The 14,977-nt window shown below is 41.7% G+C and carries 16 protein-coding genes and 1 other annotated feature; of the genes, 3 read left to right on the forward strand and 13 right to left on the reverse strand.

Annotated elements, in window-relative coordinates:
* Positions 1-249: 249 nt before the first annotated feature.
* Together DFR59_RS02110 and trpS are read left to right on the forward strand one after the other, a co-directional pair.
* Positions 250-609 (forward strand): DUF3899 domain-containing protein, encoded by a 360-nt coding sequence (locus DFR59_RS02110; protein ID WP_158538287.1) that lies wholly within the window; start codon positions 250-252, stop codon positions 607-609.
* A gap of 56 nt (positions 610-665) precedes the next feature.
* Positions 666-909, forward strand: a binding site (T-box leader).
* 42 nt (positions 910-951) lie between these two features.
* Entirely contained in the window at positions 952-1,941 is a 990-nt protein-coding gene (gene trpS / locus DFR59_RS02115; protein ID WP_114743975.1) for a tryptophan--tRNA ligase, read from the forward strand.
* A 225-nt stretch (positions 1,942-2,166) separates the two neighbouring features.
* Here the strand turns inward: trpS and DFR59_RS02120 are convergent, their stop codons facing one another.
* The 10 genes from DFR59_RS02120 to DFR59_RS02165 form a co-directional block, all read right to left on the reverse strand.
* Positions 2,167-2,913: a YjbA family protein gene (locus DFR59_RS02120; protein WP_114743976.1), complete on the reverse strand. Its 747-nt coding sequence runs from the start codon at positions 2,911-2,913 to the stop codon at positions 2,167-2,169.
* An 88-nt stretch (positions 2,914-3,001) separates the two neighbouring features.
* Positions 3,002-3,223, reverse strand: a complete 222-nt coding sequence (locus DFR59_RS02125; protein WP_484078103.1) for a YuzI family membrane protein — start codon at positions 3,221-3,223, stop codon at positions 3,002-3,004.
* 104 nt (positions 3,224-3,327) lie between these two features.
* Positions 3,328-4,233 carry an oligopeptide ABC transporter permease gene (opp4C, locus tag DFR59_RS02130; RefSeq protein ID WP_114743977.1) on the reverse strand — a complete coding sequence of 302 codons (906 nt, stop codon included), beginning with the start codon at positions 4,231-4,233 and terminating at the stop codon, positions 3,328-3,330.
* Between the two features lie 12 nt (positions 4,234-4,245).
* Positions 4,246-5,211 (reverse strand): oligopeptide ABC transporter permease, encoded by a 966-nt coding sequence (gene opp4B / locus DFR59_RS02135; protein WP_114743978.1) that lies wholly within the window; start codon positions 5,209-5,211, stop codon positions 4,246-4,248.
* 35 nt (positions 5,212-5,246) lie between these two features.
* Positions 5,247-6,974, reverse strand: coding sequence for an oligopeptide ABC transporter substrate-binding protein (gene opp4A, locus DFR59_RS02140; protein WP_114743979.1), 1,728 nt, complete (start codon positions 6,972-6,974; stop codon positions 5,247-5,249).
* A gap of 30 nt (positions 6,975-7,004) precedes the next feature.
* Positions 7,005-8,027 carry an ABC transporter ATP-binding protein gene (locus DFR59_RS02145; protein WP_114743980.1) on the reverse strand — a complete coding sequence of 341 codons (1,023 nt, stop codon included), beginning with the start codon at positions 8,025-8,027 and terminating at the stop codon, positions 7,005-7,007.
* The gene (locus tag DFR59_RS02150) at positions 8,024-9,049 is read right to left on the reverse strand and encodes an ABC transporter ATP-binding protein (protein WP_114743981.1); all 1,026 of its coding nucleotides are present in this window, start codon (positions 9,047-9,049) and stop codon (positions 8,024-8,026) included. Before DFR59_RS02150 ends, DFR59_RS02145 begins: the two co-directional genes overlap by 4 nt.
* A 137-nt stretch (positions 9,050-9,186) precedes the next feature.
* Positions 9,187-9,981, reverse strand: coding sequence for a DUF2268 domain-containing putative Zn-dependent protease (locus DFR59_RS02155; protein WP_114743982.1), 795 nt, complete (start codon positions 9,979-9,981; stop codon positions 9,187-9,189).
* A gap of 123 nt (positions 9,982-10,104) precedes the next feature.
* Positions 10,105-11,343 carry a beta-ketoacyl-ACP synthase II gene (gene fabF, locus DFR59_RS02160; RefSeq protein WP_114743983.1) on the reverse strand — a complete coding sequence of 413 codons (1,239 nt, stop codon included), beginning with the start codon at positions 11,341-11,343 and terminating at the stop codon, positions 10,105-10,107.
* A 55-nt stretch (positions 11,344-11,398) separates the two neighbouring features.
* Positions 11,399-12,334: a beta-ketoacyl-ACP synthase III gene (locus tag DFR59_RS02165; protein WP_114743984.1), complete on the reverse strand. Its 936-nt coding sequence runs from the start codon at positions 12,332-12,334 to the stop codon at positions 11,399-11,401.
* Positions 12,335-12,585: 251 nt separating this feature from the next.
* Here DFR59_RS02165 and DFR59_RS02170 point away from each other — a divergent pair, with 251 nt between their 5' ends.
* Complete coding sequence (locus DFR59_RS02170; RefSeq protein ID WP_147278247.1) at positions 12,586-12,837, forward strand: hypothetical protein; 252 nt, start codon at positions 12,586-12,588, stop codon at positions 12,835-12,837.
* A 52-nt stretch (positions 12,838-12,889) separates the two neighbouring features.
* Here DFR59_RS02170 and DFR59_RS02175 read toward each other — a convergent pair whose 3' ends face one another.
* The 3 genes from DFR59_RS02175 to DFR59_RS02185 all read right to left on the reverse strand — a co-directional run bounded on the left by DFR59_RS02175 (position 12,890) and on the right by DFR59_RS02185 (position 14,932).
* Positions 12,890-13,072 carry a ComZ family protein gene (locus tag DFR59_RS02175; protein ID WP_114743986.1) on the reverse strand — a complete coding sequence of 61 codons (183 nt, stop codon included), beginning with the start codon at positions 13,070-13,072 and terminating at the stop codon, positions 12,890-12,892.
* A 6-nt stretch (positions 13,073-13,078) separates the two neighbouring features.
* Positions 13,079-14,044, reverse strand: coding sequence for a BMP family ABC transporter substrate-binding protein (locus DFR59_RS02180; RefSeq protein WP_114743987.1), 966 nt, complete (start codon positions 14,042-14,044; stop codon positions 13,079-13,081).
* Positions 14,045-14,137: 93 nt separating this feature from the next.
* Positions 14,138-14,932, reverse strand: a complete 795-nt coding sequence (locus DFR59_RS02185) for a hypothetical protein (RefSeq protein ID WP_114743988.1) — start codon at positions 14,930-14,932, stop codon at positions 14,138-14,140.
* Positions 14,933-14,977 lie beyond the last annotated feature (45 nt).

Here is a 14,977-nt window from a genome sequence, read left to right on the forward strand (position 1 = left end):
TCAAAAGCATAATTGAAATATTCTATTACAATAGCCTCCCAATTAATAGGTTCAAAGCCTTGATTTCATGCCTTTCGCCCTAAGAGGGAAATTTTTGGAATATAATTATTTCGAAAGCCGCAATAATGTTTCTTCCTTATTTTTCATTGTAACTATTACACTTCTTTTGTAATATGAATACGGTAGTATTTCATTACGAAGACAATACTAATGAAATATAGACTCATTATTTTCAAGGGGCTGTTGCTATTGCTGGCAAAGAAAGTTGCAAGATTATTCATCCCTTCAGAGATTGCGGTATTGGCTGCTTCTTATATTCATTACCATGACCTCAGCCTTGTTCATTATATTAATACTTCTTTTTTTATAGGTGGACTGTTTCTATTCTTCTCATTGACAATCTTCATCCTATCCAGCGGTTTTTTTGATCGCACGGCTAATGGATTCAGAAAGACTTTCACTTTTAATGGAAAAGGCCTTTCAAAAGATGAATTGAGTGAAATAAAGCCATTATCTGAACTCATTGCCATCCCTTATCTTCCATCCCTTCTAAATGGCGTACTATTAATGGCCGTCATGATGGTTTGCCTATGGATATATTATTTATAGGAAGGGCATGCTTGAAATGTATCATGTGATTTCTTATAATAATGTCATTCAATAGTTAATAGGCTATGAAAAAGAGTAGTATAGCTGAGTTTCGTTTTTAGAGAGCCTGTGGATGGTGGAAACAGGCAGCGGATCAGCTGGAATGGACTTTAGAGCCCTGTCTGCCAAAAGCATTGAGCTTAGTAGTGGACAGCGCATGCCAAAGCGTTAAACTGGCACCATGGTGTTTCGCCATGGACTAAGGAGGCTTATTTAAGCACTTAGGGTGGTACCGCGGATGTTCAGCCATTCGTCCCTATTTTTCAGGGATGGATGGCTTTTTATTTTTTAGGAGGTTATTATATGAAGACTATTTTTTCAGGGATTCAGCCGAGCGGCACAATCACGCTTGGCAACTACATTGGTGCAATGAAGCAGTTTGTAGAGCTGCAAGAGGAATATAACTGCTATTTTTGCATCGTGGACCAGCATGCTATCACAGTTCCTCAGGATCGACTCGTCCTCCGAAATAATATCAGGAGCCTTGCCGCCTTATACTTGGCGGTTGGAATCGACCCAGAAAAGACGACGCTATTCATTCAATCAGAAGTGCCGGCTCATGCCCAGGCAGGCTGGATGCTTCAATGCGTAGCCTATATCGGCGAGCTGGAGCGCATGACCCAATTCAAGGATAAATCACATGGAAAAGAAGCTGTATCTGCAGGACTTCTTACGTATCCCCCTTTGATGGCGGCTGATATCCTCTTATATAACACGGACCTGGTTCCTGTTGGTGAGGATCAGAAACAGCATATTGAGCTTACAAGGGATCTGGCAGAACGCTTCAACAAAAAATACAACGATATCTTCACGATTCCAGAAGTTCGTATTCCAAAAGTCGGAGCGAGGGTCATGTCCCTTCAGGATCCAATGAAAAAAATGAGCAAATCCGACCCGAATACAAAATCCTTCATCACGCTGCTGGATGATCCTAAACAAATCGAGAAGAAAATCAAAAGCTCAGTAACTGATTCAGATGGCATTGTAAAATACGATAAAGAAAACAAGCCGGGAGTTTCTAACCTTTTATCGATTTACTCCATCCTTTCCGGAAAATCCATTGAAGAGTTGGAAGCTGCATACGAAAATAAAGGATACGGTGATTTCAAAGGCGACCTTGCTGCATTAGTCGTTGAAACCATCAAGCCGATCCAGGATAAATACAATGAACTTATGGCTTCCTCAGAGCTTGATGAAATACTGGATAAAGGCGCGGAAAAAGCTAACCGGGCTGCATCCAAAATGATCAAGAAAATGGAAAATGCAATGGGATTAGGCAGAAAGAGAAAGTAAAAAAGAAGCTGGATGATAGATTTTATCATCCAGCTTCTTTTTGTTAAGGTTGTTTTCATAACAAATGTTGTTAAAATCTTACTGCCGATTTTAACGCTAAATTAGCTGTTTTGGTGCGATGCGAATTTGTATCCAGGCTCTTTTAGGGCCAAATAAGGAATACTACTCTCATAAGTGATCCTGCTTTAATGGCTTAAGCAACAAACTTTGAGAAAAGAGCCATTGTTAATTTACCCTCGGACCATTCTCAACTTCCCACAGTTTTTCAAAGAATGGCTGGCCTTTTATAAGGTTTTCACAAAAATAAAGATGTTTCTCGCTCCACCCATGCTTCATATCTTCAAACAAGCCTGTCCAAATTTCCTCAAAACTCATCTCCTGAATTTCATGATAGAGGTTTGGGGACCACTCTGTATACCAATAGCGCATCTGGGCGGTATTCTTTGAACTATAAAGCTGGTCTAACCCCATGAATAAAAGCTGCTTCAGCTGTCTTTCTTTCCTTGTCAAACCATTCATCAATTCCGGATTCGGTGATAAAATGTGGTACTCTTTCGCCCTAGGCTTCGCGGCAAAAGAAAATGATTGTGGTTCATGCATTTCCGTCATTTCATAAACGAGCTGCTCCTGACGTGGAATCAACCTGCTCTTTCGGATAGGGATGTTATAGCCAATGGTGTCTACTGCCAGGATGCCTGTCCCATCTGTAGCAACAAAACAATATTCAAGCTGAGTCCTTTCGTGGTTCTTTCTTAAATATGCCTTGTGATATACCTCATCAAGAAGTGCTTTAGGGAGTTCTGACAAATCATTCTCAATATAGTGGAACAATAAAGAATCGACTTTGAGCAGTGGAACCTGGTCCAATAGCTCTATGACATCATCTTTCCTCCACTCGTGGAAGTGGCATACATTATACCCATTCTCTTCACCTTCGAACCAGTTCACCCAAACATCATGAAGATATAACATGTTTTACCCCTCGCTTCATAACCGTTTGTCATTCAGTATAGGCAGCAGCAAGGTTAATTATTCCTTTTCCCGAAAATCACCTTAGGAATCATCGGCCTCTATTATGTGGAAGAATGATAGCAAGAATGATGAAAACCATCCCTCCAATAAGAAAGTACCCTTCAATCCGCCTCGACATAAAAAGCAGATACCCTGCTGCATCGCTGCCAAAAGTCATGATGTTCAAGTAAACGATCCAGCTGATTCCCCCTGTGACGGCAAATCCAAAACCAATCAGCAACAGAAACAACCTCAAATTGAACCAGTCCATTTCTTATTATCTGTTTGTCCTTTTTTAATACGTATTCCCATTAACCTGCTGATAGAATAGCAATCGAAGATACAAAAAAAAATCTACCATATGTCGATGGTAGATTATCGTCTTGATTTTGGATTTAATGCATCTTTTATTCCTTCTCCAACAAAGTTAATGGAGAGAATTGTTAAAGTGATAGCTAACGCCGGTGGAACCCACATCCAAGGCTTAGATTGGAGAACATCTGGTTCGTTGGCGAAAGATAGCATGTTGCCCCAGCTTGGTATCTCGGCCGGTACACCGAATCCTAAGTAGCTGAGTCCTGATTCCGCAACGATCATTCCCGCAAACACGATGGTTGCTTGAACGATGATTGTTGAAAGGACGTTTGGCAGCAAGTGTTTCATTATAATTTTTGCAGGTGAACACCCAATGGATATTGAAGCGAGAACATACTCATTTTCTTTCTCTGCAAGGATCTTACTTCGAACAACCCTGGCGATGCCGCCCCAGCTAAGTGCACCGATAACCAGGATTAATATCCATAGTCCACTGACATTAATAAAAATAGTCTTCAATACAATAACAAAAACCAAGAACGGGAAGTTCAAAACAAAATCAGTGAATCTCATTAATGCATTGTCTACTGAGCCGCCGAAGTAGCCTGCGACAGCTCCGACAATCGTTCCGAGTACTATTACAAATAATGTACAGGAAATACCGACTAATAGAGAAACCCTGCCTCCATATAAGAGTCTTGTGTATACATCCCTTCCACTCTTATCAGTGCCAAGCCAGTGGTCCCCTGAAGGATCGAGGGACATCTGTCCAATATTTACTTTAACAATATCCTGCGTTGTAATATATGGTGCTAAGAATGAGACAATTATGACAAACATCAAAAATACAAAGCTGACCATCGCAATTTTATTTCTTAGGAATTTTCTTCGGGCAATGGCCCAGGGAGATAAATACTTCACTGGTTTTATTGATGTCTGGGCTGTCTTCTGTGTTACTACTTCCATCTGCCATTCCTCCTAATCCATTCTAATGCGCGGATCAACTATTCCATAAAGAATATCTGCCACTAAATTCCCGAATAGCGTTAAAAATGAGAACATCATTGTCAATGTCATCAATACTGAATAATCACGCGTCGTAACAGAACTTAAGAACAGTTGTCCAATTCCCGGATACGTAAAGATTGTTTCAGTAATGATTGCTCCGCCCACAATGGCGACAATGTCAAATCCCAAGAAAGTGATCAAAGGGATAATTGAGTTTCTCATGATATGCTGATTATAGATCTTCCTTTCAGGTGTACCTTTCGCACGAGCCGTCCTTACGAAGTCTTTACGGCTGTTTTCAATTATGTCATTACGCAGGAACTGCGTATAGTTTGCTGTACTCAATAAACCTAATACTAGAGCTGGAAGTAGGACATGGTGGAATCTGCTTGCCCACCAGCCTAAAGTGCCTTCCGGAACAGAAATGTCCACGGATCCATTCGACGGGAACCAGCCAAGATAAAAAGCAAAGATATAAATGGCGAAAACCCCTGCGACGAATGAAGGCAATGCGAGGCCGAGATAGTTGGCTCCACCTATAAAATGATCACCTATCGTATACGGCTTCCTCCCTGCAAATGTCCCCATTGCAAAAGCACATATATAAGTAATTAAAATAGAAGTGATTCCTAAAAATACAGTGTTTGGCAGACGCTCTAAAATGATGTCGCTTGCCGGAATTTTATAGCGGACGGATTTGCCGAAGTCTCCATGTGCAAAATCATTGATCCATCTGAAATATTGTTTATAAACTGGATCATTGTAGCCAAGCTGTTCCCGCATTTCTGCAATATATGTAGGATCCGTATTGTTTGGATCGATTTCCCCACTGAGGGAATCCCCTGGCATAAGCTTTGCCAGGGTAAACACTACAATGGAGATAAGGAAGAGCATAGGGATCATACCGAGTAATCTTCTTAAAGTGTATTTAAGCATGATGCATTCTCCTTATCTAAGTGATGCCATTAGGATTATTGCTTGATCCACCATTCTGCAGGTGAATTTGATCCAGAAACATCATATTTCACGTCTTGTACGCGTTTGCTTACAGCGTATACATCATAAAGTTCAGCGATTGGAAGTGCTGGAACTTCTTCGTTGAAAAGTTTTTGCCAATCAACATAAAGCTGCTTGCGCTTCTCTTGGTCTGTACCAACAACGCTTATATCTACAGCATCTTTAAGAAGTTTTTCTGAATCATCGTTCACCCAGCGAGGGTAGTTCCATACTGCTTCTTTACCCCAAAGTGGTAGTGGATCTGGATCTGCACCAGTTCCCCAGCCGCCATAGAATACTTCAATAGAAGGATCATCTTTTTCTAACTGATCGTAGTAAAGGTTAACGTCAGTCATTGTAAGCTTGGATTTCAAGCCGACTTCTTCCCAATATTGAGTCATTGCTTTCGCACGAGCTTCATATGTTGGGTTTCCTGTATCATAGTGTGCAAAGTTAACAACAAATTTCTTGCCGTCTGGATCTTCGCGGAAACCATCGCCGTCTACATCTTTGTATCCAGCTTCATCAAGCAATTGCTTTGCTTTTTCTGGATCGTACTTGTAATCGTTCGGAAGATCTTTGTTATCAGCAGCAATCCAGTGTGAAGTTGGGACAGGACGGTTAATAGGTGAGCCTAAACCGCTGAAGAACGCTTTAACCCATTCATCGCGGTTGATCGCATAAAGCATCGCTTGACGCAATTTTTTGTTTTGGTATTTCGGTAGATCCATTACGTTTTTCTTGCCATCAAAGTGGCCCAATTTGAATCCGATGTAGTAATAAGAAAGACCAGGGACTTTTTCAACACGTACATTGTCAAGCTTCTCGATTTCAGGAAGCAATGTTGGGTGGAACGCTGTCATATCAACGCCGCCATTTTGAAGCTCACCCACTGTCAAAGATCCATCGATAACTTTTACGATGATCTTTTCAATGTGAGGCTTGCCTTTCCAATAATCATCGAATCTTGTCAATTCAACAGATTCACCAGGAATAACTTTTGTAACTTTGTATGGTCCTAGACCGACTGGCTTTGTACGGACTTGCTCGGACTCTGCCATTTTCTTAGGATCCATGCCTTCAAACTCTTTGCGGGAAAGAGGGTATGTCCAAAGGTTTTCCAAGTTGTTCACACGAGCTTTATCAAAAGTAATTTTGATTGTGTAGTCATCAACGACTTCAACACCAGAGATATGGTCTGCTTTGCCTTCATTGAAAGCTGTAGCACCTTCAATTGTGTTAACGTTCGTCCAGCGAGGATGCTCTGGTCCGATTTTCGCAATTGTTTCAAGGGCAAACTGCCAGTCTTGAACTTTCAATTCTTCGCCGTTTTGCCATTTAACCCCTTTTTGGAATGTGAATGTATAAACTTTGTTATCATCCGTTTTCCAGTCAGCGATGTTTGGCTGCGGTTTAAGGTTTTCATCATAGTCAATTAAAGTATCATCGAAAAGGCCGATGATTTCAGCATCTGATGAGCTGTCATAGAAGTTGACGTTCAAAAGTCCTTTGAACTCAGACTCCATCGCATAAGTCAATGTACCGCCGTCCTGTGGACCAGAATCAGCTTGTTCGCTGCCTTTTTTATCTTCATTATTATTCTTAGTGTTTGTTGCGGTTTTCTTATCGCCGCCACATGCAGCTAAGAACATTGACAACACTAGTACTAGAGTTGTCAGCCACAAAAGTGATCTTCTCTTCATGTTTTTCCCCCCAAAAATATTTGTTGTTTCTTACTCATAAAGGATGCAAGCTACACTATGACCAGGCTTCACCTCCTTTAATGCTGGCTTGATCTTGGAACAATCCGCCTTTGCCATTGGACACCTTGTATGGAATGGGCATCCTGACGGAGGATTGATCGGACTCGGTACGTCGCCTTGAAGCACAATCCGATCTTTCTTTTTCTTTGGATCCGCTTCTGGAATCGCCGATATCAGAGCCTGTGTATATGGATGAAGCGGTTCAGCATACATGGATTTCTTATCAGCAATTTCAACAAGGTTTCCTAAGTACATGACACCGATTCGATCACTCATATGTTTAACGACACTCAAATCATGGGCAATAAATAGATATGTAAGGTCAAAATCTTCTTGAAGCTCTTTCAAAAGATTGAGCACTTGAGACTGCACCGACACATCCAGTGCCGAAACCGGTTCGTCCGCTACAATCAGCTTCGGCTTCAATGCCAGCGCCCGGGCAATTCCGATACGCTGCCTTTGGCCGCCGGAAAATTCGTGTGCATATTTATAATAGGCATCTTCCGGAAGGCCGACGCGGTTAAGAAGCTGCATCACTTCACCTTTCAGTTCCTTAACGCTCTTTCCTGTATAGTTGCGGATAGGTTCAGATACAATATCACCGACCATCTGCATCGGGTTGAGGGATGCATATGGATCCTGGAATACCATCTGGAAGTCCTGTCTTGCTTCCCGCAGATTCTTTCCTCTTAATGCTGTAATGTCCTGGCCGTCAAATAGGATTTTCCCATCTGTAGGATTCAACAGTCGGAGGATCGTTCTGCCAATGGTAGATTTTCCGCAGCCTGACTCCCCAACCAGCCCGAGTGTTTCACCTTTTTTTATTTCAAACGTAACATCATCAACTGCTTTGACGTTGGCAACCGTTCTTTTGAAAAAACCGCCTTTAACAGGGTAATAGGTTTTTAGATTGTGAATTTCCAAGAGGTTTTCTTCAGAAATCTGCAGTGAAGATTTTTTGTTTTTCTCTTTGACATCCGTGATGCTCATCATACATTCATCCCTTCTCTAGGCTGGCTTGTTTCATAAAGCAAGCATGCTACTTCATGTCCCGCTGTATTTTCTGCCAGCTTCGGAGTGATTTGAGAACATTCCGGCATTGCTTTAGGACAGCGGTTGGCAAAACGGCAGCCGACAGCAGGCATATTCTTCAATGACGGGACAATGCCCTCAATCGAACTGAGCTCTTCCACTTCTTCATCCATTTTAGGGATGGCACCCATCAATAATTCTGTGTAAGGATGCTTCGGTTCATGGAAAAGGGTTTCGACATCGGTTCTTTCAACTACTCTTCCGGCATACATGACGATGACTTCGTCGCACATTTCCGCAACAACACCAAGATCATGTGTAATCAAGATGATGGACATTTCATTTGCTTCCTGTATTTCTTTCAACAGCTCAAGGATCTGGGCTTGTACCGTTACATCCAATGCTGTAGTCGGTTCATCTGCAATGAGAAGCTTTGGCTGACATGCGATCGACATGGCAATCATGACACGCTGCCTCATCCCGCCGGACAATTGATGCGGATATTCATCAACGATTTTTTCCGGCCTGGAAATCCCTACACTTTTCAATAGAGCGATGCTTTTCATTCTTGCTTCTTTTTTTGATATTTTCATATGATTGAAGAATGCTTCCTGAAGCTGGAATCCAATGGTGAATACCGGATTCAATGAAGTCATCGGCTCCTGGAAGATCATCGAAATATCTTTGCCTCGGATTTTATTCATTTCCCTTTCAGAAAGGCCATCGATCTTTCTTCCTTCGAAAACGACCTCTCCGCCGGCAATCTTCCCGATTCCTTTCGGAAGGAGCTTCATGATTGACAGTGACATAACACTCTTCCCGCAGCCTGACTCCCCTACAATTCCTAATACTTGGCGCCTTTTGACTTTGAATGAAACATTGTCGACTGCATTGTAGTACTTTCCGTCTATATCGAATGCAGTTTCCAGATTGTTTACTTCAAGTAAAGGAGCGTCTTTATGTATATTCTGTTTAGTACTCATCTAGACACCTCTAACTATTTAAATTATCTGTCTATTTATTATATTTGAATAAAATATTATTACAGCTTTGTTACAATTGCAAGATTTTTTTATCAATTTAGAATCTTCGTTCTTTGCAAATAACAGGAAAAAGCCCATTAATTAGGCATTTGGGCATTTGTAAAAAATTTTTTTATTAGTAATTTTTTAGGGGGTAAATAGATTGCTTTTGCAGTTGAAAATGAATTTTCTTTCTTAAATTGTTCAATCAGATAGTATCCCATCGAGTAGCCGAGCAATTTCGGATAGCCTCTCTTCCCGAACAAAAGATCATCATGTGCCTGTTCATTCTTTTTTAATCCCAGCTTGTTTTTGAACCACTTTTCCCAGTATCCTTCCAGCTGCTTCCCTCCCCTCGATTGACACCAGGCAGCCAGGTAGTCTTCACCGCAATACTCTTTTACTGCGTGCTCGGCCAATCCTTCAAACATCAAGGAATCTAGAAGTGTGTAGTCTCCCATTTCTTTTTTAAAGTGCTTCAGCCTTACTGCATGGTGGTATTCGTGGACAAACAATGATTCATATTCCTTATCATCTTTTTGAGGGGAAAAGAAAAGGTATATACAATCATGAAAGGCGATTCCAGAGCGTCCTCTTGTTTCCCTCATCAAGCCTCTATTTTGAACATCGATGGGCAGAATGGCGATATTAATATCCACTCCATTCCAAAGCTTTTTATATTTTTTAAACATGATTTCAACCTTTGACCACACGTCATCTTTCACAAGCTCTTTACAGCATTCTTCTGCCCCACGGGAAGGCTGGTACATTCCAAATGACCGCAAGTATTTATAGAACTGTTTTCCATCTTCAAGATTGCCATCAATTTTTTTCAAAATTTCAAGCGGTTTATTGAGGTTCTTTTCAAGCCATTTATCTGTCGGCAATATCATCTTTGGCACCCCCGATAATTTCTCTACTTACATCCTATGTCCGTAATCTAGTGATAATGGCTAAATTCTAGACACAAAAAAAGCAAGACCATTACGGCCTTGCTTTCGGATTATTATTTTAGATTAGCTGTATTTTTTAAATACAATGGTTGCATTGTGGCCGCCGAAGCCAAGTGAATTGCTCATGGCAGCAGTAATTTCTTTTTTCTTTGCTTCAATTGGAACATAATCCAGGTCGCACTCAGGGTCTGGATCATTGAGGTTGATGGTCGGCGGAAGGATCCCTTCTTTAAGCGCCATTACTGTAAAGATGGCTTCGATTCCTCCTGCTGCACCTAATAAGTGTCCTGTCATGGACTTAGTGGAACTGATGGCAACCGTTTGGGCATTTTCGCCGAAAACTTCTTTGATTGCCATTGTCTCATACTTGTCATTATATTGCGTGCTTGTTCCATGCGCATTGATATACCCGATGTCGGCAGGTGTAAGTCCACCGTCTTCAATGGCAAGCTTCATTGCCCTCGCACCGCCTTCTCCACCTGGAGCTGGTGCAGTGATATGGTAAGCATCACCTGTTGAACCGTAGCCGACGATTTCAGCATAGATTTTAGCGCCTCGAGCTAAAGCGTGCTCGAGTTCTTCCAAGACAACAATACCTGCACCTTCTCCAATAACAAATCCATCACGGTTCGCATCAAATGGACGACTTGCACTATTTGGATCCGGATTTGTAGATAATGCTGTATTTGCACAGAATCCTGCAATGGACATTTGAGTGATAGGCGCCTCTGCTCCGCCTGTCACCATGACATCTGCATCCCCGCGCTGGATTACTTTGAAGGCATCACCAATTGAGTTTGTACCAGTCGCGCACGCTGTAACTGTACAAGAATTGATTCCCTTTGCACCAAGCATGATGGATACCTGCCCTGCAGCCATATCAGGGATGATCATCGGGACGAAGAAAGGACTTACCCTTCTATATCCTCTTTTTTGGAACGTTTCAAACTGCTGTTCGAACGTTTCCATACCACCGATTCCAGATCCGATCCATACTCCCACACGGTGGGCATTTTCGTCTGTAACAGTCAAGTCCGCATCTTTTGCAGCCATAACCGAAGCCGCTACCGCATATTGAGTGAAGCGGTCCATTTTTCTAGCTTCTTTCTTTTCTAAATAGGCTTCAATATCAAAGTCCTTCAACTCTGCAGCAACCTTTGCAGGATAGTCATCGGGATTCAGCCTTGTCAAAGGCCCTACCCCATTGACTCCTGCAATGGCATTTTTCCATGAAGTTTCTGCGTCATTTCCAAGTGGAGACAATGCTCCGATTCCTGTTACTACTACTCTGCGTTTAGTCATGATTTCCATCTCCTTTATCTCAATCAAGAAGATTCAATTGATTATCTTCATTCGATTATCTGCCCCATTTAATGGCAATTGCTCCCCAAGTGAGTCCTCCACCGAAGCCAACCATGACAATAACATCATCATCTTTCACTTTACCGGCCTCTAATTCTTCCACTAGTGAAATCGGGATGGAAGCCGCTGATGTATTGCCATATTTATGGACGGTCTTAGACATTTTCTCTTCTGGAAGCTCAAGTCTCTGCCTTGAGGCTTCCATGATTCTGATATTCGCTTGATGAGGAATGAGGAAATCCACATCTTCTTTTTTCAGACCTGCTTTTTCTATCACATTAATACATGATTCACCCATTTGTCTAACGGCAAACTTAAAAACTTCCCGGCCATTCATGTAAAGGTACTTTCCGTTCTGGAATAAGTGCTTCCCGCCGGAACCGTCAGCACCAAGTTCAAAGGATAATATTCCTCTTCCTTCGGATACTGGACCGACAATAGCAGCCCCTGCTCCATCCCCGAATAGGACAGCTGTATTCCTGTCCTCCCAATCTGTGATTTTAGAAAGCTTCTCTACACCGATAACCAATACATGTTTATACGTGTTGGTTTCAATAAATTGCTTAGCGGTAACAATTCCGTACATGAATCCTGCACATGCTGCACTGATATCCATCGCTGCTGCTTTCTTGGCACCGAGCCTTTCCTGCAGCATTGTTGCCACACTTGGAAATGGACGATCCGGTGTAACGGTCGCCACAAGGATCAAATCGATTTCTTCAGGATCGATTTCAGCGTTCTTTATGGCATTCTTTGCAGCTTCGTAGGCAAGATCGGACGTATCCATATCGTCACCTGCAAGCCTTCTTTCTTCAATGCCTGTCCTTGTCCGGATCCATTCATCCGACGTATCCATTATCTTTTCCAAATCTGCGTTTGTTACCACTTTCTCAGGATTGTATCTTCCTATACCAATGATTCCTGCATTCATGAAAGGGATCCCTTCTTTCGAATCAGTTGTTTTTCATCCATCTGCCAAGGTACAGCAGCCAGGATGATTTAAGACAATTTGTTTCTAAATTTATTTTTTATTATCAAATATTATGACTTGGTACTAATTTTATCGGATTTCATTTTTTCTTGCAACTTATTTGTGCTTTTTCAATCATTCGTCTATACCGTATCCACCAAGAATCATATACATGTCATATGTACTAATGTACTATCCGGAGGTGAATGAAATTGGCTGATGGCCCATCCGCAGAACGCACCCATCCATTTGACCAATTAATATTCGGGAATAAAATGCCAGAGACGAATGAGTCCCTTCTCGAGAACCTGCAGCAAAAAGCAGTCTCAGGGCTCGATGAAATAGATGTTGATGAGTTGTTCGGGCATATCGATTCCTTGATGGAGACTTTTGCTTACTTTAAGCCTTTATTCAAGAAAATCGGGCCCTACCTAGAAGCCTTCATACAGCAGGATGATAAATAAAAAAGGCAATGCATCGGATGCAGGTTGCCATCCGAGTGCTTTGCCCGTTTTTTTATTTATTTGCATCTTGTTTGCCAAGTTCGTATGCTTCGCTCATTACTTTTGTGAAAAGCTCCATGAACGGTTGAATCATTTCCATTGATAATTCCACACCTGCACCATCCAGCTTTTCTTTTGCTTCCGGCAGGTATTTCATAGCTATCTGCATAAATTGCATGTTTTTATCTTCGTGCATCTCTCATTACTCCTTTGTTTGGTCTGATGTTTGCAGTTTACCTGTCTTTTTATATGTATCGATCATGTCTGCCACTTTCTGTTGGAATTTTTTATCCACAAGTGAACTATATTTCCCCATGGAGATGACCCCATCATTGAAATCAAAATACAGATTCCCGGAATCAAGCTTCCCTTTAGAAAATTTTTCGGCAACAATTTCATACAGCTTCGGTACATGTTGGACAGTGCTGGTTAATACAGTTGTTTCTCCAAGGTCGGACTGATCGGAAACATACCCGATTGCATATAAGCCCCTGGACTTTAACTCTTCGATCACAGGAATATTATATCCATCTCCGGCAGGATACACAACATCTGTCCCATCCTTTGTCAGTTCATCCAACAGCCGTATTGCTTTTTCCCGGTTGTCCCAATTCCCTACATATTTTATGGTGACTTTCACATCTTTATTTTCTTTTTTGGCACCATCAATGAATCCTTTGATTTCAGGCTGCCATTCGAATGCGGCAATCATTCCGATTTGATTGGACTTCGACATATGGGCGGCTGTCATACCCCCGAAATACCCCATTGCATATGATTTAAAATTAAGGCTGGTGGTGTTTTTTTGTTTCGCATCCCCGTTGAAGCTCACAAACCTGATATCAGGGTATTTCGGCGCCAATTTATCAAAGTAGGCTGCATACTCATTACCATGCCCGAAAATTAAGTTGACACCTTTTTGATGAAAGACTTTGACTGATTTTTCTACAAGGTATTCAGAGTCCATCCCTTCTTTATAGTAGACTTCCACTCCGAATTTAGATTGAATATTAAGCAGCCCTTTATATCCTTTTGTTCCCCACACCTGATCACTCACTGTCTCCGGGACCAGCAGTCCGACCTTTTTGATTTTCCCTTTTTCAGGGTCTTGAGAACAGCTGACCAGCAGGAAAAGAACCAGCAGGATCGGTACCCATTTTTTGATCAATATTCAGCAACTCCTTTGTTCATGGCTGCCTTCCATATTTATGAAAGAAACATCTATTATTCTACCTATTAATTCGGTTTCTGAAAAGACCCGTTAGGTCCGTTTCTTCAGGAGGCTGTCAATACAGGTTCTTTGCTGCTGTAGTCCTTCTTCCAATGTAGTGCTGCTATTTATGACCAATTCCTTATAAAGAAGCGCAGGCTCATGAGATTGATATGAACTTTCCCCCGCCTTTTCACCTAAGTGCTTGAGCCCTTCTGCCCAGCGTCCATTCTCTCCGGTAGAGAGCACCAATGATGCTTTATCTCCCTTTTTTTCCGCATAATCAATGACCCCTGCTGCCAAGTCATCCACATAAAACGCATCCTTTAATGGTTCTTTATAGTCGATCGTGGACTCAAGCCCTTCCCGTTCCTCCGATAAAAGTTTATGAAAGGCAAATTCTTTTGGCTGCCATGGGCCAAAGACGGTCGGCAAAAAAAGATTACTGTGAGGAATCGGAATTTCATTAAGCAGTGCATCCTGTTCTATTCGACTTTCACTGATAAAGCGAAGAATCATGGTTTGATGGACGGACTTATCAAACCATGATTTATTTTGAATTATTTTTTTCTTGATTTCCGAGGTTCTTCCTTCGTACCTTTCCCCGAGAAAATCGTAGTATGGGATAAAACAAAAGAAGGGTTCTTTAAGTCCGCCTTCCCAATCCTCCAGTGAAGAAACATTGAAATTGGCATTCCTTCCGAATTCCATCCATTTATTTTCTTCTGAGATCTGCATTGTTTCGTTATGTTCGATTGCCAAAACATTGTAGCCTCTATTCAAAAGTTCCCTGCATAGGGAAAAACCGATGAATCCGCCGGCGGAAAATACAATTGCATGATTCATGCTTCCGATACCCCCAAATAATAAGTTGTTATTGTATCGTATGCT

The sequence above is a fragment of the Falsibacillus pallidus genome, assembly GCF_003350505.1.
GTDB lineage: Bacteria > Bacillota > Bacilli > Bacillales > DSM-25281 > Falsibacillus > Falsibacillus pallidus.

Bases quoted from the DNA above. Each gene is read 5' to 3' on its own strand.
- DFR59_RS02150 (WP_114743981.1), bottom strand. From the start codon at position 9,049: ATGAGTACTAAACAGAATATACATAAAGACGCTCCTTTACTTGAAGTA.
- DFR59_RS02175 (WP_114743986.1), bottom strand. From the start codon at position 13,072: ATGCACGAAGATAAAAACATGCAATTTATGCAGATAGCTATGAAATAC.
- fabF (WP_114743983.1), bottom strand. From the start codon at position 11,343: ATGACTAAACGCAGAGTAGTAGTAACAGGAATCGGAGCATTGTCTCCA.
- DFR59_RS02155 (WP_114743982.1), bottom strand. From the start codon at position 9,981: ATGATATTGCCGACAGATAAATGGCTTGAAAAGAACCTCAATAAACCG.
- opp4A (WP_114743979.1), bottom strand. From the start codon at position 6,974: ATGAAGAGAAGATCACTTTTGTGGCTGACAACTCTAGTACTAGTGTTG.
- opp4C (WP_114743977.1), bottom strand. From the start codon at position 4,233: ATGGAAGTAGTAACACAGAAGACAGCCCAGACATCAATAAAACCAGTG.
- DFR59_RS02185 (WP_114743988.1), bottom strand. From the start codon at position 14,932: ATGAATCATGCAATTGTATTTTCCGCCGGCGGATTCATCGGTTTTTCC.
- DFR59_RS02165 (WP_114743984.1), bottom strand. From the start codon at position 12,334: ATGAATGCAGGAATCATTGGTATAGGAAGATACAATCCTGAGAAAGTG.
- DFR59_RS02120 (WP_114743976.1), bottom strand. From the start codon at position 2,913: ATGTTATATCTTCATGATGTTTGGGTGAACTGGTTCGAAGGTGAAGAG.
- DFR59_RS02125 (WP_484078103.1), bottom strand. From the start codon at position 3,223: ATGGACTGGTTCAATTTGAGGTTGTTTCTGTTGCTGATTGGTTTTGGA.
- trpS (WP_114743975.1), top strand. From the start codon at position 952: ATGAAGACTATTTTTTCAGGGATTCAGCCGAGCGGCACAATCACGCTT.
- DFR59_RS02145 (WP_114743980.1), bottom strand. From the start codon at position 8,027: ATGATGAGCATCACGGATGTCAAAGAGAAAAACAAAAAATCTTCACTG.
- opp4B (WP_114743978.1), bottom strand. From the start codon at position 5,211: ATGCTTAAATACACTTTAAGAAGATTACTCGGTATGATCCCTATGCTC.